Raw genomic sequence first — 14,722 nt, 5'->3', positions numbered from 1 at the left:
TTTGAGTCTGAATGAATTGCAAAACCATGGCTATGTTGCTTGGGGCGCTGTTAAATAATGTTAAAAACACCTTTGGCCGGGGGCGAAACATTAAATTTGTTTTTGGCAAATGTCGGGCGGAGGGTTGCCCGCGTTGCACACAGGAGGTGGAAATATATGACCAAGCGGAAAATACAAATTATCGTAGGGCTGATGTGCCTGGCTTTGATCGGGCTGATCGGCTTTCAATGGTACTGGATCAGGGAGGCGATCGCGATACGGAATGACCAGTTCAACCAGAAGGTTTCTGAATCGGTCCAGCAGGTGGTGCACCGGTTGGAAAAGCAGGAAATGATGTACCTGCTGCAACGCCGCATCGAGGCCGAGCAACAGAAAAGCAAGCTCGACCGCATTGCCCAGCTGCGCGACATGCCTGTGAAACGGACGGCCCCTCCCGCGCCCAAGGCGCCTGTCCACGAGGCGGCTCCCCGCATTCAGCCCCGGATGGAAATCGCTATTGGCCCGAACGGGGAGGAGATCCACTACCAGATTATTACCGAGGCGGTACCCACGGATGTGCTGAGTCCCAATTTCAGGGTGATGGTCGATCATCAGCAGCGGATCATCGAAGAATTTTTCCAGGCCCAGCAATATGGTATGGCCGGCATCGACGAATTTATGCGCCGAAGGCTGGATGACGAACGCCGCCTGGGTAATGCAATGCGCGGAATGGGCGATCCGGCAATTCGCAGGAAGGGCGGCGACTGGGTGAAAAAAGACTCTGTTTCGGGCAATACAGCGAACAGGAAGGTAGCATTGCCGGACCACGTAAAAGGAGCCAGGCAGAAATCCAGGGCGGTGATAGCCACGGCGGAGCCCGACCGCGCCGAACTGCTGAAAGAGGTCATGAAGGATTTTATTTATACCAAAAGACCGATCGAACAGCGCGTGAACCGCTTTTTACTGGACACGTTGTTGAAAAAACAGCTCGTTCAGAACGGTGTGACTCTACCTTATGAATTTGCGGTGCGCGGCCAGTCGGCGGACAGCCTTATTTTTTCGACCGTGAGCATGCGGCCGCGCGAGTGGGAAGAAAAATCCTACAAGGCGTCGCTTTTCCCCAATGAGACGCTGGGCGCCCAGAATGCATTATACGTGTTCTTCCCCGACCAGCAGCGATATATTCTGAGCAATATGAGCGTAATGTTCGGAGGCTCCGGGGTACTGATCGTTGTGATCATGGCCTGTTTTTATATGGCCGTGACGACTATCCTTCGACAGAAAAAACTTTCGGATATCAAAAACGACTTCATTAACAACATGACCCACGAATTTAAAACGCCCATTTCAACCATTGCATTGGCAGCGGAAATGGCGCAGGAAAATTCGGCGTCACTGGTAGGCAGTCCGAAGGGCGCGCGCCTGGATCGCTATCTGGGAATTATCCGGGAGGAGAACAAACGGCTCGGAACACATGTAGAGAAGGTATTGCAAATGGCGCTGCTCGACAAGGGCCATGTGAAACTGAAAATCACCGATGCCAATATTCATGACCTGATCGGCAAGGCGCTCAATGGACAGAGCGTGCAGATAGAGCAGAAAGAAGGGGAAGTCGACCTGAATTTCGATGCGGAAGAAGACGTAGTGGCGGCCGATGAAGTGCATATCTCCAATATTTTGAATAACCTGATCGACAATGCGATCAAATACTCGCCTGAAAAGCTTCATTTAACTATCACAACCCGGAACGAGAACGGGGGCATTGCGATCGCCATTGCCGACAAGGGCATTGGCATGAGCCGTGAGCAGCAGCAGCGGGTATTCGACACATTCTATCGTGTGCCTACGGGTAATTTGCATGACGTGAAAGGCTTCGGGCTTGGATTGAGTTATGTCAAAAAAATGGTGGAAGCGCATGACGGCACGGTTCGCCTGCAAAGTAAACCAGGTGAAGGAAGCACATTTACGATCTGGCTGCCGGTCCGCAAAGAGGAGCAAATAGTTTAGAAATATCGCCCGTAACCGCTAACTTGCCGTCTTTTTAAGATGACTAACCGACAGTTACGGTAAATTTCTGAACACGCAAAATGATTTCCAAAACTTATGCCCCTCAGGAGATAGAGGATAAATGGTACTCCTACTGGATTGAGAACAAGTTCTTTCAGTCGAAACCCAATCCCGACAAGGAACCCTACACCATCGTGATCCCGCCGCCGAACGTGACCGGCGTGCTGCACATGGGGCATATGCTCAATAATACCATTCAGGACATTCTGGTGCGCAAGGCCCGGATGGAAGGCAGGGAAGCGTGCTGGGTACCCGGTACCGACCACGCGTCCATCGCTACCGAAGCGAAAGTGGTAGCAATGCTCAAAGAGCGCGGAATCAGCAAGCGGGACCTTACCCGCGGGGAATTTCTCGAATATTGCTGGGAGTGGACCCACAAATACGGGGGCATTATCCTGAAACAGCTGCGTAAGCTCGGTGCTTCCTGCGACTGGGACCGTACGCGCTTCACCATGGAACCGGATTTGTACGATTCGGTGATCGACGTTTTTATTGACCTTTATAATAAGGGAGAAATATACCGCGGCCACCGGATGGTGAACTGGGACCCGCAGGCGCGTACGACCGTGTCCGACGAGGAGGTGATCATGAAGGAGGTGAACCAGAAGCTGGTTTATCTGCGGTATCCTCTGGAAGAAGAGAACGGAGGAGGGAATATGGAGGAAGGGGTTACGATTGCTACTACGCGGCCGGAGACCATTATGGCGGACGTGGCGATTTGCGTGAACCCGGCGGACGAACGTTACCAGCATCTGATCGGGAAAAAGGTGCTGATTCCCTTGATCAACCGCGCCATTCCGATCATTGCCGACGATTATGTGGAAATGGAGTTCGGAACGGGCTGTTTGAAAGTGACGCCCGCGCATGATACCAACGACTATGAGCTTGGAAAGCGCCATAACCTGCCCGTTATCGATTTGTTGAATGAGGACGGGACCCTGAATGAGAAGGCGCAGATCCTGGTAGGCGAAGAGCGTTTTGTGGCACGGAAGAAGATTATCAGGATGCTCGAAGAATCGGGCAACCTGGTGAAAGTGGAAGAATATCGTTCGAATGTAGGCCATTCGGAGCGGACGGACTCGGTGATCGAGCCGCGGCTTTCGGAACAGTGGTTTTTGAAAATGGAGAAAATCAGCAAGCCCGCATTCGAAAATGTGATGAATGATACGGTGCAACTGATTCCCGCGAAATTCAAGAATACCTACCGCCACTGGATGGAGAACGTGCGCGACTGGAACATCAGCCGCCAGCTTTGGTGGGGCCACCGCATTCCGGCCTATTACCTCAACGATGGCACGATGATCGTGGCGAAGTCGAAGCGGGAAGCACTGCGCAAGGCACAGCACGAATACCAGCTTTTTGCATTAACGGAGGAAGACCTCACACAGGATCCCGACGTGCTGGATACCTGGTTTTCGTCATGGCTGTGGCCGATCTCGGTTTTCAATGGAATCAAGGAGCCCGATAACGAGGAAGTCAACTATTATTATCCTACCAATGACCTCGTGACCGCTCCGGAAATCCTTTTCTTCTGGGTGGCACGGATGATCATCGCGGGGTACGAGTACCGCGGGCAGTATCCGTTCAAGAACGTGTACCTGACGGGCATCGTTCGCGACAAGCTGGGGCGCAAAATGTCGAAGTCGCTGGGCAATTCGCCCGACCCGATTGAACTCATCGATAAATATGGCGCGGACAGCATTCGTACAGGTATGCTTTTCAGTTCCCAGGCAGGCAACGATCTTCCGTTCGACGAGAAGCTGATCGAGCAGGGCCGGAATTTCGGAAACAAAATATGGAATGCGTTCCGGTTGGTAAAAGGCTGGAACGTGACGACCGAAATCGAAGCCCCGGCAGGTTCCCGACTGGCGGTACAATGGTTTGAAAGCAAACTGAACCAGACCCTGGCCGAAGTGCAGGACCATTTCTCGAAATTCCGTATTTCGGACGCGTTAAGCTCGATCTATAAGCTGATTTGGGACGATTTCTGTGCACAATACCTCGAAATGATCAAGCCGGGCTTTGAGCAGCCGATCGATTTGCTTACCTACGATTCCACGCTCGATTTCTTCGATCGTCAGATGCGTCTATTGCATCCGTTTATGCCTTTCATCACGGAGGAAATCTGGCAGAATATCATTGAAAGGAGTGAGAACGATTCGATCTGTATCGCCCATTTTCCGCAGGCACGCAATTTTGACCAGGCTTTGCTGAACGACTTTGATATATTGTTTGAACTGGTTTCCTCGATCCGCAATCTGCGGAATGCGAAAGGTATCAGTCCTAAAACTGCATTACCCCTCGCGATCCGTTCCGAGGCGAACGGGCGCTACAATACACTGACGCCGCTGATCGAAAAGCTGGCGAATGTGGAGGGCATCCGTTATGTGACCGGCGAAGCGGAAGGAACTTCGTTCCGGGTGAAGTCGGATGAGTTTTTCGTGAACCTTGCCGACGAGCTGGATGTCGAGGCCGAACGTGAAAATCTGCTTCGCGAACTGGAATATACGAGAGGGTTCCTCGACTCTGTCATGAAGAAACTCTCGAACGAACGTTTCGTGGCGAATGCGAAAGGCGACATCGTCGAAAAAGAGCGCCAGAAACAGGCCGACGCCGAAGCGAAGATCGCGACTTTGACAGAGGCGCTGGCGAGGCTTAAATAAACGTCGAAAACACAACTTTTTTTATAAAGCACAGGGCGTTAGCGCTTTGTGCTTTTTTATATTTAAGAAATACGGATTAATGTCGATTGGACATTTAAAAAGTGCAACACGACGACCGCGTAATTAGCTCACCCTTAGGACTAATCAGTGAATTAATAGAGAGAAAGTTATATTCATTTTTAAAAAAATTTATTAGTTCGAACTGTTTGGAAATAGGAAAAAACCGGACGTAAATTTCCCGCCAGTCTCATGAAACTCAACATGCTATGGCGACGAAAACAGTACAGGAATTAGCGGTCCCGGTGGGCGTTACGCTCGACCGGTTTATTATGCACAGCCAGAGTGCATTTCCGTACGCGACGGGCGAGTTATCTCAACTGCTGCGCGACATCGCGCTCGCGGGAAAAATCATCAACCGGGAAATTAACCGTGCCGGGCTGATCGATATTGCGGGCGGGAACGGGACGGAGAATGTGCAGGGCGAAAACCAGCAAAAGCTCGATATCGTCGCCAATATCCGCTTTATCCGCGCATTGAAGAATGGAGGTGAGGTTTGTGCGATCCTTTCCGAGGAAGAAGAGGACATTATACACACCGGTAACAATCACGGGAAGTACGTGGTAGCCATGGACCCGCTCGATGGCTCTTCCAATATCGACGTCAATGTATCGATCGGCTCTATTTTCTCCATTTACAGGCGGGTAACGCCGATTAACGGCCCTGCCTCGCGGGAAGATTTCCTGCAAGGCGGCCGAAAGCAGGTAGCTGCGGGGTATATTCTTTACGGCTCGTCGACGATGCTCGTTTACTCCACCGGCGACGGTGTAAATGGCTTTACCTATGACCATTCGCTGGGCGAGTTTATTTTATCGCATAAAAACATGGGAACCCCGGCCGACGGAATGATCTATTCCGTGAATGAGGGGCATTATCACAGTTATCCGGCATTTGTGCAGCAATACATCGCGCAGTGCAAGTCCAGAAATTTCAGTGCACGCTACATCGGCTCGCTCGTGGGCGATTTTCACAGAAATATGCTCAAGGGAGGGATTTACCTCTATCCATCTACTAAAAAAAGATCCGAAAGGAAAGCTGAGACTGTTATACGAATGCTATCCGCTGGCATTTATCGCCGAAAAATCAGGCGGGAAAGCGAGCGACGGTTTTGGCAGCATCCTCGACATCGTGCCGCAATCGTTCCACCAGCGGTCGCCCTTGTATATCGGCTCAGCCGGGCTTGTGGACGACGTTGTGAAAGGCTGATGGCGGGCTACCGTTTTAGTTTTCGTACCTTTGCGCCATGCAAGAGACGCAAAACTCATTCGGGCAGTTCAAGCTCAACCGCCAATTGCTCGATGCAATCGAAGAAGCGGGTTATACCGAACCAACCCCCATCCAGGAACAGGCGATCCCCGTGGCGCTGGCAGGACAGGACATCTTAGGGATCGCCCAGACCGGCACCGGCAAGACCGCCGCATATACATTGCCTTTGTTAATGCGCATCAAATATGCCCAGGGGCAGCATCCCAGGGCGTTGATTCTGGCGCCTACCCGCGAGCTGGCGATGCAAATATCGGAGGCCATTATTCAGCTCGGCAAGTATACCGATATCCGTACCGTGGTACTTTACGGTGGCGTAGGCCCGAAAACGCAGATCGAAGCATTGCGTAAGGGTGTCGACATCGTCGTAGCGACACCCGGACGGTTTATGGACCTGTATTTCCAGGAAGAGATCGTTGTGAAGCATTTGAATGTGATGGTGCTCGACGAGGCCGATAAAATGATGGATATGGGTTTTATGCCCCAAATCCGCAAGCTGCTTGAAGTGATCCCGCGCAAAAGGCAGAATATGCTTTTCTCGGCGACATTTTCGGGGAAGGTGGAGAATCTTTCCTACGAATTTCTCGAATTCCCGACGCGCATCGAGATTACCCCTCAGGCTACCGCCGCCGAAATGGTGACGCAGACCATTTACGAGGTACCGAATTTCCGAACGAAAATCAATTTGCTATCCTATTTGCTGGAAGATAAAGAGACCTTCACACGCGTGCTCGTATTCACACGCAGCCGCGAGGTAGCCGGGCTTGTCCATCAGAATCTGTTGAACAGGGCGGTCCCGGAGGCGCAACTACGGGTGATCCACGCCAATAAGGGCCAGAATACCCGTATCAATGCGATGGAGGCATTCAGAGAAGGGCAAATAAGGGTGATGGTCGCTACGGACGTAGTGGCGCGGGGGATCGATATTACCGAGGTGAGCCACGTGATCAATTTCGATGTACCGCTTATCTATGAAGACTATGTGCACCGGATCGGGCGGACCGGCCGGGCCAACAATGTGGGCAGCGCAATCACATTTATGACGATTGCCGACGAATACCATATCCGGAAGATCGAAGCAATGATCCGTATGGAAATCCCGAGAGCCAGGTTTCCGGATGAAGTAACTATTACGGAAACACCATTCCAGGAGCGGCAGGATATGTTGCGCGAGATCGACAACCAGCGCCGCAAGGAAGATCCGACATTCAAGGGTGCATTTCATGAGAAAAAGTGGCAGGCACCGCCGCCTGCGAAGCGGTCGCCGGGGAATACCGGTAAGGGGCGCAGGCCAACGGGCGGAAGAAGTAAACGCAGGTAATGCAATACAATTCCAATAAAACCGTTTAACTTGGACAATAGAAACCTGTTCTTCTATTAAAGTCAATTATGAAAGAATCTGTTGTAATTTGGCTTGCCCTCCTGATACCTGTAATGAGCCTTGCTCAAAACACGCATCTGGCAAGCGCGGGTACAAGCACAGATACAAACGTAGCCCCTAAAAAGCCTCTCAATTTGAATGAAAGGCGGATTACCCCGCTCTTCGGGGAAGTGAGTAAGACATCGGAGCAGATTGATGAAGAGATTAAATTCCTGAGTGATTGTGACAAATCGTTCTCGACGCGGGCGGAAGCAAGCAGCTTCTTCGCCACCCGCGCGTGGGAATATTTGCAGGAAGGTTCTCTGGACACCGCCTGCTACCGTTTTAACCTTGCCCAACTCCTGAATGACAAAAACGTGGAGGCCTACTGGGGGCTTGGTGTTGTGTCTTACCAACGCGAAAACTGGGTGGACGCCAAAAGAATGCTGAGCAAAGGAGTCAGCTTGCAGGGCGACAATGTGCCGCTGCTGGTGGATTTGTCGACCGTACAGCTCAAATTGTACGCGATCACAAGCCGTAAGGAGGAACTGGAAGAGGCAAGCGAGGTGCTCAAACGCGCTGTCGCGCTTGATTCGACTTATGCATTGGGCCAATACAACCTGGCGCTGCTGCATTACAACCTCGATGAGCTTGATAAATCCTGGGAGCACCTGCACAAAGGCCGGGTCCTTGATTTCAGCCAGCTGAATCTCGACTTTGTGGAGCTTCTGAAAGCCAAAATGCCCGATCCCCAGGGATTTTTCAAGTAAACGTATTCTTCCGGGATTGCAAAGTCTTCCGTTTGGGAGACTTTTTTTGTTTGAGCAATATCAGCGTAGCCAGGACCCGTGGCATGTCGCCATCAGGCTTCGGCTACGCTGATATCCCACCTTTGACGTGGCGTATTAACCCTTATTGAAAGAAAAATCCTGTTGGGGCGATACCGACTTTCACCGAATCGACCAGGTTTCCATCGACGCGATAACGTATCGCATAGCCCGACTGCGCCTGGGACGGCGTCACGGCTGCGTAAAGCAGGCCTTGAGACGGATCGATTGTCAAGCCTGTAAAATAACGGCCGATAAAGGGCTTGCTGAGGTCCACCTGAGAATCGGTAATACCGAATTTGTAGGTTTTACCCGACGGGTTGAAATTGGCGTCGTATTGTGTCAATACAAAGAAGACTGTTTTGAGGTCGGAACTCATTGTGAAGGAACCCGGCACTTTGGTGGCGTCGGTCCCGATCGCCAAAGTGGCTTCGGACGTAAGCGACTCAGGATTCAGCCGTACGGCTTTGATCCCCGCATTGATCCATAATTTGCCGTTTGCGTCGATGCCTATCGGCGTAACTACCCCTTCCATAGGGATCGACTGGGCGATTTCATCGGTGTTCGTGTTGATAACCGTAAGAATGTTGCCGTTGGTAAAGGTAGTGGTACCTACAAACAGTTTTCCATTGCTCAGAACCAGGTTTTCTGGTCCTTTCGCGATGTCGATTTTCTTGGTCACCTTTTTTGTATTTATATCGATCACCGCAATATAACCGGTGCTGTATTTGTAGTCGGCGTTGGTGCCCCAGCACGACACATATGCTTTTCTGCCGGCGATTACAACTTCCCGGGGATTCTCGATGTCGGGCGCTCCGATGACTCCTTCGTCTTTGAAAGTATACCGGTTAACGAACTGTACTTTGTCCTGGCCCGCCGAGGAATTGTCGACCAGGATGATGCCTTGTTCTCCCGACGCCGTATAGTCCTGCACCCCGCCATTCAGCGCTTTTCCATTGACTGCGGCGAAAATGTCGGCGTTGGCGGTGTTGTTTTCACGGGGAAAAAAGGAGATAGCGCCGTTATTTTGCAGGAAATTACCTTCATTCATTACAAAAACACCACTCACGAAATCCCCTTTCGGAGCCGGGTCACTCTGGTCGCACGACCATGCTCCCAGGGCTGTAAAAACTACTGCTAATGAACTGGCTAACTGTTTTTTCATTTTCATTGATTTATTGAGAATCGTAACTAAAAGTTAAACTTAATGCAAAACTTCTTCCCGGCATCGCATTATTTCTGACATTTAAATAAAACGTGTTGGTCAGATTGCGGATCTGTCCCTGTATGCGGCCCCTTACCTTACCAAGGGAGATGGTTGTTTCGGCCAGGAGATTTACCAAACCATAGCCATCGAGAAACTGTGAATTATCGAATGTTGTGTAACGTCGGCTGGCTGCCTGGAACTGTCCGGTAATGCGGGTGGATTTATGCTGAAAAAATGCATTGACATAGGCCGTATGCTCCGGCACAAAAACAAGCTGCTTGCCAACGATTTCTTCGGAGTAATTATCGTAAGCCTTTTCCTGGCTGCTCCGGTTAAATGCATAACCGGCATCCACCCCGGCTTGCCGGAGCTCCGTTGTATGCAGGTAATTCGTTTGCAGTTCGACCCCGCGGGCCAGGATCTGTTGCAGGTTTTCGACACGGTAACTTCTGGACGGATTCCAGTAGGTCCAGTCCTTAACGCGGTTATGGTAAAGAGTCACCGAAGCCCGCCATGTGCTTCCCGACGTGGATTTCAATGTTTGTTCTATTCCAATTTCTTTATTCCATCCCGTTTCCGGGCGGATATCCGGGTTACCGAGGCCTTTCCAGTGGCGTTCGTTCAGAGTAGGGACGCGGTAGCTGCGCCCGTATGAACCTTTCAGGGAGAGATTATAAAGTTTTTTCCGGATCAAACGATGCTCCACACCGGCGGACGGCGTGAATGGCGGGTTAAATCCGGTAACAAATCCTTGCCGGAGATTGACGGAAACCGTGATTCGGGAGGCAGGCTGCCAGCGGGTAAGCAAAAAAACGTCTGTCCGGTTTTCAGCCACGGGCGAGTACACATAGCCGGGCACGCGCGAGCGATAGTGCGTCCATTCGCTCCCGGTTTTGATGGACAACGGATTGGGCTTAGCTCCCGGGCGCAACGAAAAGTCATTCTCGATCCGCGTGGCGATTTTATCCGTTACGGAATGATCGGGTTGTGAAAGGTCGCCCTTGGCATAGTCGATTATGTCGCGTACCCATGCTGTTCGTAATGTGAGCGAGCGCACCCGATAGCGAAGCATGGTGCGATAGGCTGTCGTGCGCGTCATTTCCCGGCCCTGTTCGTCGTCGGGCGTTAAGGTTAGTTTGTTATCCGTGAGCCACACGTGCGCAGAAATTTCCCGGTCGTTTTTAGCTTGCAGGAATAAATCCTGTACAATGCCTTTCTGGAAAGTCTCGGTAGGCAAAAGCAGGTAACCCTTTCGCACGGGATTCCGGTAATTGTTGTTCATCCGGCCGTCGTAAACCGCCGTTTTTCCCGAAAACGACCATTGCCTGTTTAAAACCGTTACGTAGCGAATATCCGCCCGGGTCTGGCGATTGTCAAAACTCTCTTCCTGCCTTCCGATGGATATGTGAAAAGGGCTTTTGGGTACATCACTGCCCAGCAGGATGCTTCCTCCGACCGCATCGGACCCTACAATGCTCGCGGCCGACCCGAATTGAACGGAAAGCCTGTCGAAACCCGCCACAGGGATAGTGGAAAAATCGGTTTGGCCAAGTGTGGGAGCATTAATATTCAGCCCATTCCAGAGAACTGCCGTATGATTCGCGGACGTGCCTCTGAATGAAGCAGTACCCAGTTGCCCCGGACCGTAATTTTTAAAAGCGATAGGCGTAAATGTCGAAAGTACGTCGCTGATGTTCTGGAAACGCGCCTGCGCGAGCATCGCCGAATCGATCGCCTGGATTTTGAGGCCACTCATGAAACGTTCCGGTACAAAGCCCCTGACGGTCACTGTTTCGAGTGCGATGGAGTCGGTTTGCGCATGAGCGGGCGATGCGAAAGCCACGCTTGCCCATAATACTGGTTTAATCAGAAATCTCCGGTTGGTTAGCACCCTGTTTCACTGCGATTGGCGGCGATCTTCTGTCTTTCCTCCGAAAACGGTCCGATCAAATGCTCTGGCAGGTCTCCTGGCTCGTCGTTCGTGTCCGGCGCCTTCCCGTTTTTGAAACAGTGGCATGGAGTGCGGGCACGTTTGGGCAGACTAACAGTTGCGGGGACAGCTTCCGGTTCGCGCGGAATTCCCTTTTAAGCCTAATTGCTGAACAGAAGCAGCATATGGCACCAAGCGGGCGCAAAGTTAGACATTTCCTCCGACTTTCGGTTCTTTGCGATAACCGCTATCTTTGCGCCAAATTCTGAATGCTTTTGGCCACTCCTGCTGAAAATTCCCCGAACCCGTCGCCCCTGAAAGGCATTTACCTCATGCTGGGCGCGGCATTTTTCTTTTCGCTCACCTCGGCGATCTCAAAATGGCTCGGCAGGGAATTCCACATTGTGGAACTGGTGTTTTTCAGGAACATCGTCGGGGTGGTTTTCATCATCAGCAGTATATGGCAACGGCCGCTGAAGCAGGAGGGAGGCAAGCTCGGGCTGCTCGTTTTCAGAGGCATAGTTGGTACTTTATCGCTTTATATGCTTTTTTACGCGATCCAGACGCTGGGTCTCGGACGCGCATCGACCTATCAATACACCTATCCCATATTTCTCGCGCTTTTTTCCTGGCTGCTCATTGGTGAAACGCTGAATTCCAAGGAATGGATGGCGATCTTTGTGGGGTTCACGGGCATTTTGTTTGTATTCCGGCCGGATCTTTCTTCGTCGTTGCGGGACAACGCACTCGGTTTGGGCAATGCATTGCTGACGGCGGTTTCCTATCTCTCGATCCGGCAACTGGGCGTGGTGTACGATACGCGCGCCATTATTCTGTCATTCATGCTTAGTGGTATTGTAATGCCTGTTTTGTCGATGGTAGCCGGGACCTATTATCCAATGGAACATCTGGACTTTCTGATCGGGACATTCAAATGGCCGGAGAATACCTGGCAGTGGCTGGGTTTCCTGGCTTTGGGATTGACTGCATTGCTGGGCCAGAAAATGCTGACGCAGTCTTTTACCTACGACAAAGCCGGGCGCGTGGCCGCTGTGGGCTATTCCAATATTCTTTTTTCTGTGCTGATAGGCTTTCTGATGGGTGAAGCGATCCCGTCGCTGTCGATGCTGACGGGCATGTTGCTGATCATCGCGGGCGGGATCCTGGTATCGTTTGCCAAAACCAAAAGCGCTTAAAGCCGTTCGTTGAATGCCAGCCGGTTCATAAAAGGGTCGATTACCGTTACCGAAAGAGCGCCCCAGGGTTCGTGTTCGAGGCCGGGACGGTTGTATTTGTATTGCTTGTTGTTCAGCTCTTTATGAAAAGCCCGTACACCGGTGCATTCGACAAATATTTTCGCACCGGGAGTGCTGTCTCCGTGATGCTCCGAGAGATGGAGCGTCAGGCCGCCGCGCGAAACCTGCATGTAAAGTGGCGCATCGTCGGAGTACCGGTGCTCCCAGTCTATCTGGAAGCCCAGCCAGTCGATGTAAAACTCGCGTGCTTTGGTTTCGTCAAAAATGCGTAAAATTGGGATGATTTTGCTGGCTTCCATGGGGATGCTGTTTGGAGGTGAAAGGGGCTGGCAACAATTTGTATATCAGATTTGTTTACAAAATGAAATCTAGAAAAATGCCATGAAACGACTCCTGTCATCGCTGTTAATATTTCCGGTAATGCTGGTGTTTCTGGCCGGTTTCAAGGCCGATACCGGTAAAAAGCCGGCCGAAGGCATTCAATGGCTAACCATCGAGGAGGCGTTCGCGAAGATCCAGAAAGAACCGCGCAAGGTGCTCATCGACGTCTATACGGATTGGTGCGGCTGGTGCAAGGTAATGGATCGTGAAACGTTCAGGGACAAGGCTGTAACCGATTATATCAACCGAAAGTATTACGCCGTGAAGCTCGATGCCGAGCAGAAGGAGACGATCAAACTGGGAGACAAGCAGTTCAAATATCTTGCACAGGGTGGCCGCGGTATCAACGAGATCGCATTGGCATTAACCAATAACCAGCCGAGCTACCCCACGACCGTTTTTCTGGACGATCATTTCAATATGATCCAGCCGCTTCCGGGTTATCTGAAGGCAAAGGAGTTTCACCAGATTATCACCTTTTTTGGAGAAGACTACCACAAAAAGCAGGATTTCGAAAGCTATAAGGTGAAGACTTACGGAACCTTGTATCCTTCGAAATAGATAGCGGAACGCTTGTATCGGCTATGCGGGGGCAAAGCTTAAACGACTTCCCCTTCCTGCATCCTCTCCGCGTTTTCGGCAATGCGCAGTTTCTCGATCAATTCGGCAATATCGCCTTCCATTACAGCCGGAAGGTTATAGACGGTGTAACCAATGCGGTGATCGGTAATGCGGCTTTGCGGGTAATTGTAAGTCCGGATTTTGTCGGACCGGTCGCCGCTGCCCACCATCGACTTACGTTGCGACGAAATTGCGTCGTTGTGTTTTTTCAATTCGATTTCGTACAAGCGCGAGCGAAGAACACTCAATGCGCGTTCCTTGTTTTTGAGCTGTGAACGTTCATCCTGGCAGCTTACCACAAGCCCGGAAGGAATATGGGTCAAGCGAACCGCCGAATAAGTGGTGTTAACCGATTGCCCACCCGCGCCGGACGATTGAAAAGTATCGATACGAATATCGTTCATGTTGATCTGTACATCCACCTCCTCGGCCTCCGGCAGTACGGCCACAGAAGCAGCCGATGTATGGATGCGGCCCTGCGATTCGGTAGCAGGTACGCGCTGCACACGATGCACGCCCGATTCGAACTTCATTTTGCCATACACATCCTCTCCCTCGACTTTACAAATGATCTCCTTGTAACCGCCGTTGGTACCTTCGGTATAGTCCATTACCGATGACCGCCAGCCCATTTTTTCAAAGAAACGCTGGTACATGCGGAAAAGGTCGCCGGCGAATATCGCGGCCTCGTCGCCGCCCGTACCGCCCCGGATTTCGAGGATAATATTGCGGCTGTCGTTCGGATCTTTGGGGATAAGCAATTCCTTGATGGTCTGTTCCAGTTCTTCCAGCTTCGGAACGAGCTCGTCGAGCTCCTCTTTGGCCATTTCACGAAGATCTTCGTCTTTTTCAGTCGCTATAAGTTCTTTGGTGCCGGCGATGTCCTTTTGCAATTTCTGATAGAGCGCGTAGTGCTCCACGATCTTGCCCAGGTCTTTATATTCCTTGCTGATCTTGGAATAACGCGCGGAATCAGAGACAACTTCCGGCTGTATGATTTGCTGGGAAACCTCTTCAAACCGTTCTTTTATAGCTTCTAATTTATCGATCATCTTTATTGAATATCTTTGGCACGACGCATTCGGGGCACAAAGATACGCATTTTAGCTAA

At 51.3% G+C, this 14,722-nt stretch carries 10 protein-coding genes, 1 pseudogene and 1 riboswitch; of the genes and pseudogenes, 7 read left to right on the top strand and 4 right to left on the bottom strand.

Annotation, left to right across the window (positions count from 1 at the left end; all coding sequences use genetic code 11):
* Nucleotides 1-156 precede the first annotated feature (156 nt).
* The 5 genes and pseudogenes from ABV298_RS12435 (at nt 157) to ABV298_RS12415 (ending at nt 8,159) form a co-directional block, all read left to right on the top strand.
* On the top strand, nt 157-1,986 hold the full coding sequence (locus ABV298_RS12435) for a HAMP domain-containing sensor histidine kinase (RefSeq protein WP_353722416.1): 1,830 nt from the start codon (nt 157-159) through the stop codon (nt 1,984-1,986).
* An 80-nt stretch (nt 1,987-2,066) separates the two neighbouring features.
* Nucleotides 2,067-4,709, top strand: coding sequence for a valine--tRNA ligase (locus ABV298_RS12430; protein ID WP_353722415.1), 2,643 nt, complete (start codon nt 2,067-2,069; stop codon nt 4,707-4,709).
* Between the two features lie 266 nt (nt 4,710-4,975).
* Nucleotides 4,976-5,972: pseudogene (fbp, locus tag ABV298_RS12425) on the top strand (class 1 fructose-bisphosphatase).
* A 37-nt stretch (nt 5,973-6,009) separates the two neighbouring features.
* Complete coding sequence (locus ABV298_RS12420) at nt 6,010-7,350, top strand: DEAD/DEAH box helicase (protein ID WP_353722414.1); 1,341 nt, start codon at nt 6,010-6,012, stop codon at nt 7,348-7,350.
* A gap of 68 nt (nt 7,351-7,418) precedes the next feature.
* Nucleotides 7,419-8,159 carry a tetratricopeptide repeat protein gene (locus ABV298_RS12415; RefSeq protein WP_353722413.1) on the top strand — a complete coding sequence of 247 codons (741 nt, stop codon included), beginning with the start codon at nt 7,419-7,421 and terminating at the stop codon, nt 8,157-8,159.
* 142 nt (nt 8,160-8,301) lie between these two features.
* Here ABV298_RS12415 and ABV298_RS12410 read toward each other — a convergent pair whose 3' ends face one another.
* The gene (locus tag ABV298_RS12410; RefSeq protein ID WP_353722412.1) at nt 8,302-9,381 is read right to left on the bottom strand and encodes a DUF5074 domain-containing protein; all 1,080 of its coding nucleotides are present in this window, start codon (nt 9,379-9,381) and stop codon (nt 8,302-8,304) included.
* Nucleotides 9,382-9,391: 10 nt separating this feature from the next.
* Complete coding sequence (locus tag ABV298_RS12405; protein ID WP_353722411.1) at nt 9,392-11,266, bottom strand: TonB-dependent receptor; 1,875 nt, start codon at nt 11,264-11,266, stop codon at nt 9,392-9,394.
* Nucleotides 11,267-11,362: 96 nt separating this feature from the next.
* Nucleotides 11,363-11,564, bottom strand: a riboswitch (cobalamin riboswitch).
* A 58-nt stretch (nt 11,565-11,622) separates the two neighbouring features.
* On the opposite strand from ABV298_RS12405, the gene ABV298_RS12400 reads away from it, so the two are divergent.
* A complete protein-coding gene (locus ABV298_RS12400) occupies nt 11,623-12,549 on the top strand; it encodes a DMT family transporter (RefSeq protein ID WP_353722410.1) in 927 nt (308 codons plus the stop codon).
* On the opposite strand, the gene ABV298_RS12395 is transcribed toward ABV298_RS12400, so the two are convergent.
* Nucleotides 12,546-12,908 (bottom strand): glyoxalase superfamily protein, encoded by a 363-nt coding sequence (locus tag ABV298_RS12395; RefSeq protein ID WP_353722409.1) that lies wholly within the window; start codon nt 12,906-12,908, stop codon nt 12,546-12,548. The genes ABV298_RS12400 and ABV298_RS12395 overlap by 4 nt on opposite strands.
* Nucleotides 12,909-12,990: 82 nt before the next feature.
* Here ABV298_RS12395 and ABV298_RS12390 point away from each other — a divergent pair, with 82 nt between their 5' ends.
* Nucleotides 12,991-13,551, top strand: coding sequence for a DUF255 domain-containing protein (locus ABV298_RS12390; RefSeq protein WP_353722408.1), 561 nt, complete (start codon nt 12,991-12,993; stop codon nt 13,549-13,551).
* A 38-nt stretch (nt 13,552-13,589) separates the two neighbouring features.
* Here the strand turns inward: ABV298_RS12390 and prfA are convergent, their stop codons facing one another.
* Nucleotides 13,590-14,663, bottom strand: coding sequence for a peptide chain release factor 1 (gene prfA, locus ABV298_RS12385; RefSeq protein ID WP_353722407.1), 1,074 nt, complete (start codon nt 14,661-14,663; stop codon nt 13,590-13,592).
* Between the last annotated feature and the right edge of the window lie 59 nt (nt 14,664-14,722).

The sequence above is a fragment of the Dyadobacter sp. 676 genome (assembly GCF_040448675.1).
Taxonomy (GTDB): Bacteria; Bacteroidota; Bacteroidia; order Cytophagales; family Spirosomataceae; genus Dyadobacter.
This window is presented reverse-complemented; position numbering and strand designations above follow the sequence as displayed.

Coding starts and splice junctions, on each gene's coding strand:
- ABV298_RS12435 (WP_353722416.1), top strand. CDS start 157: ATGACCAAGCGGAAAATACAAATTATCGTAGGGCTGATGTGCCTGGCT.
- ABV298_RS12430 (WP_353722415.1), top strand. CDS start 2,067: ATGATTTCCAAAACTTATGCCCCTCAGGAGATAGAGGATAAATGGTAC.
- ABV298_RS12420 (WP_353722414.1), top strand. CDS start 6,010: ATGCAAGAGACGCAAAACTCATTCGGGCAGTTCAAGCTCAACCGCCAA.
- ABV298_RS12415 (WP_353722413.1), top strand. CDS start 7,419: ATGAAAGAATCTGTTGTAATTTGGCTTGCCCTCCTGATACCTGTAATG.
- ABV298_RS12410 (WP_353722412.1), bottom strand. CDS start 9,381: ATGAAAAAACAGTTAGCCAGTTCATTAGCAGTAGTTTTTACAGCCCTG.
- ABV298_RS12400 (WP_353722410.1), top strand. CDS start 11,623: ATGCTTTTGGCCACTCCTGCTGAAAATTCCCCGAACCCGTCGCCCCTG.
- ABV298_RS12395 (WP_353722409.1), bottom strand. CDS start 12,908: ATGGAAGCCAGCAAAATCATCCCAATTTTACGCATTTTTGACGAAACC.
- ABV298_RS12390 (WP_353722408.1), top strand. CDS start 12,991: ATGAAACGACTCCTGTCATCGCTGTTAATATTTCCGGTAATGCTGGTG.
- prfA (WP_353722407.1), bottom strand. CDS start 14,663: ATGATCGATAAATTAGAAGCTATAAAAGAACGGTTTGAAGAGGTTTCC.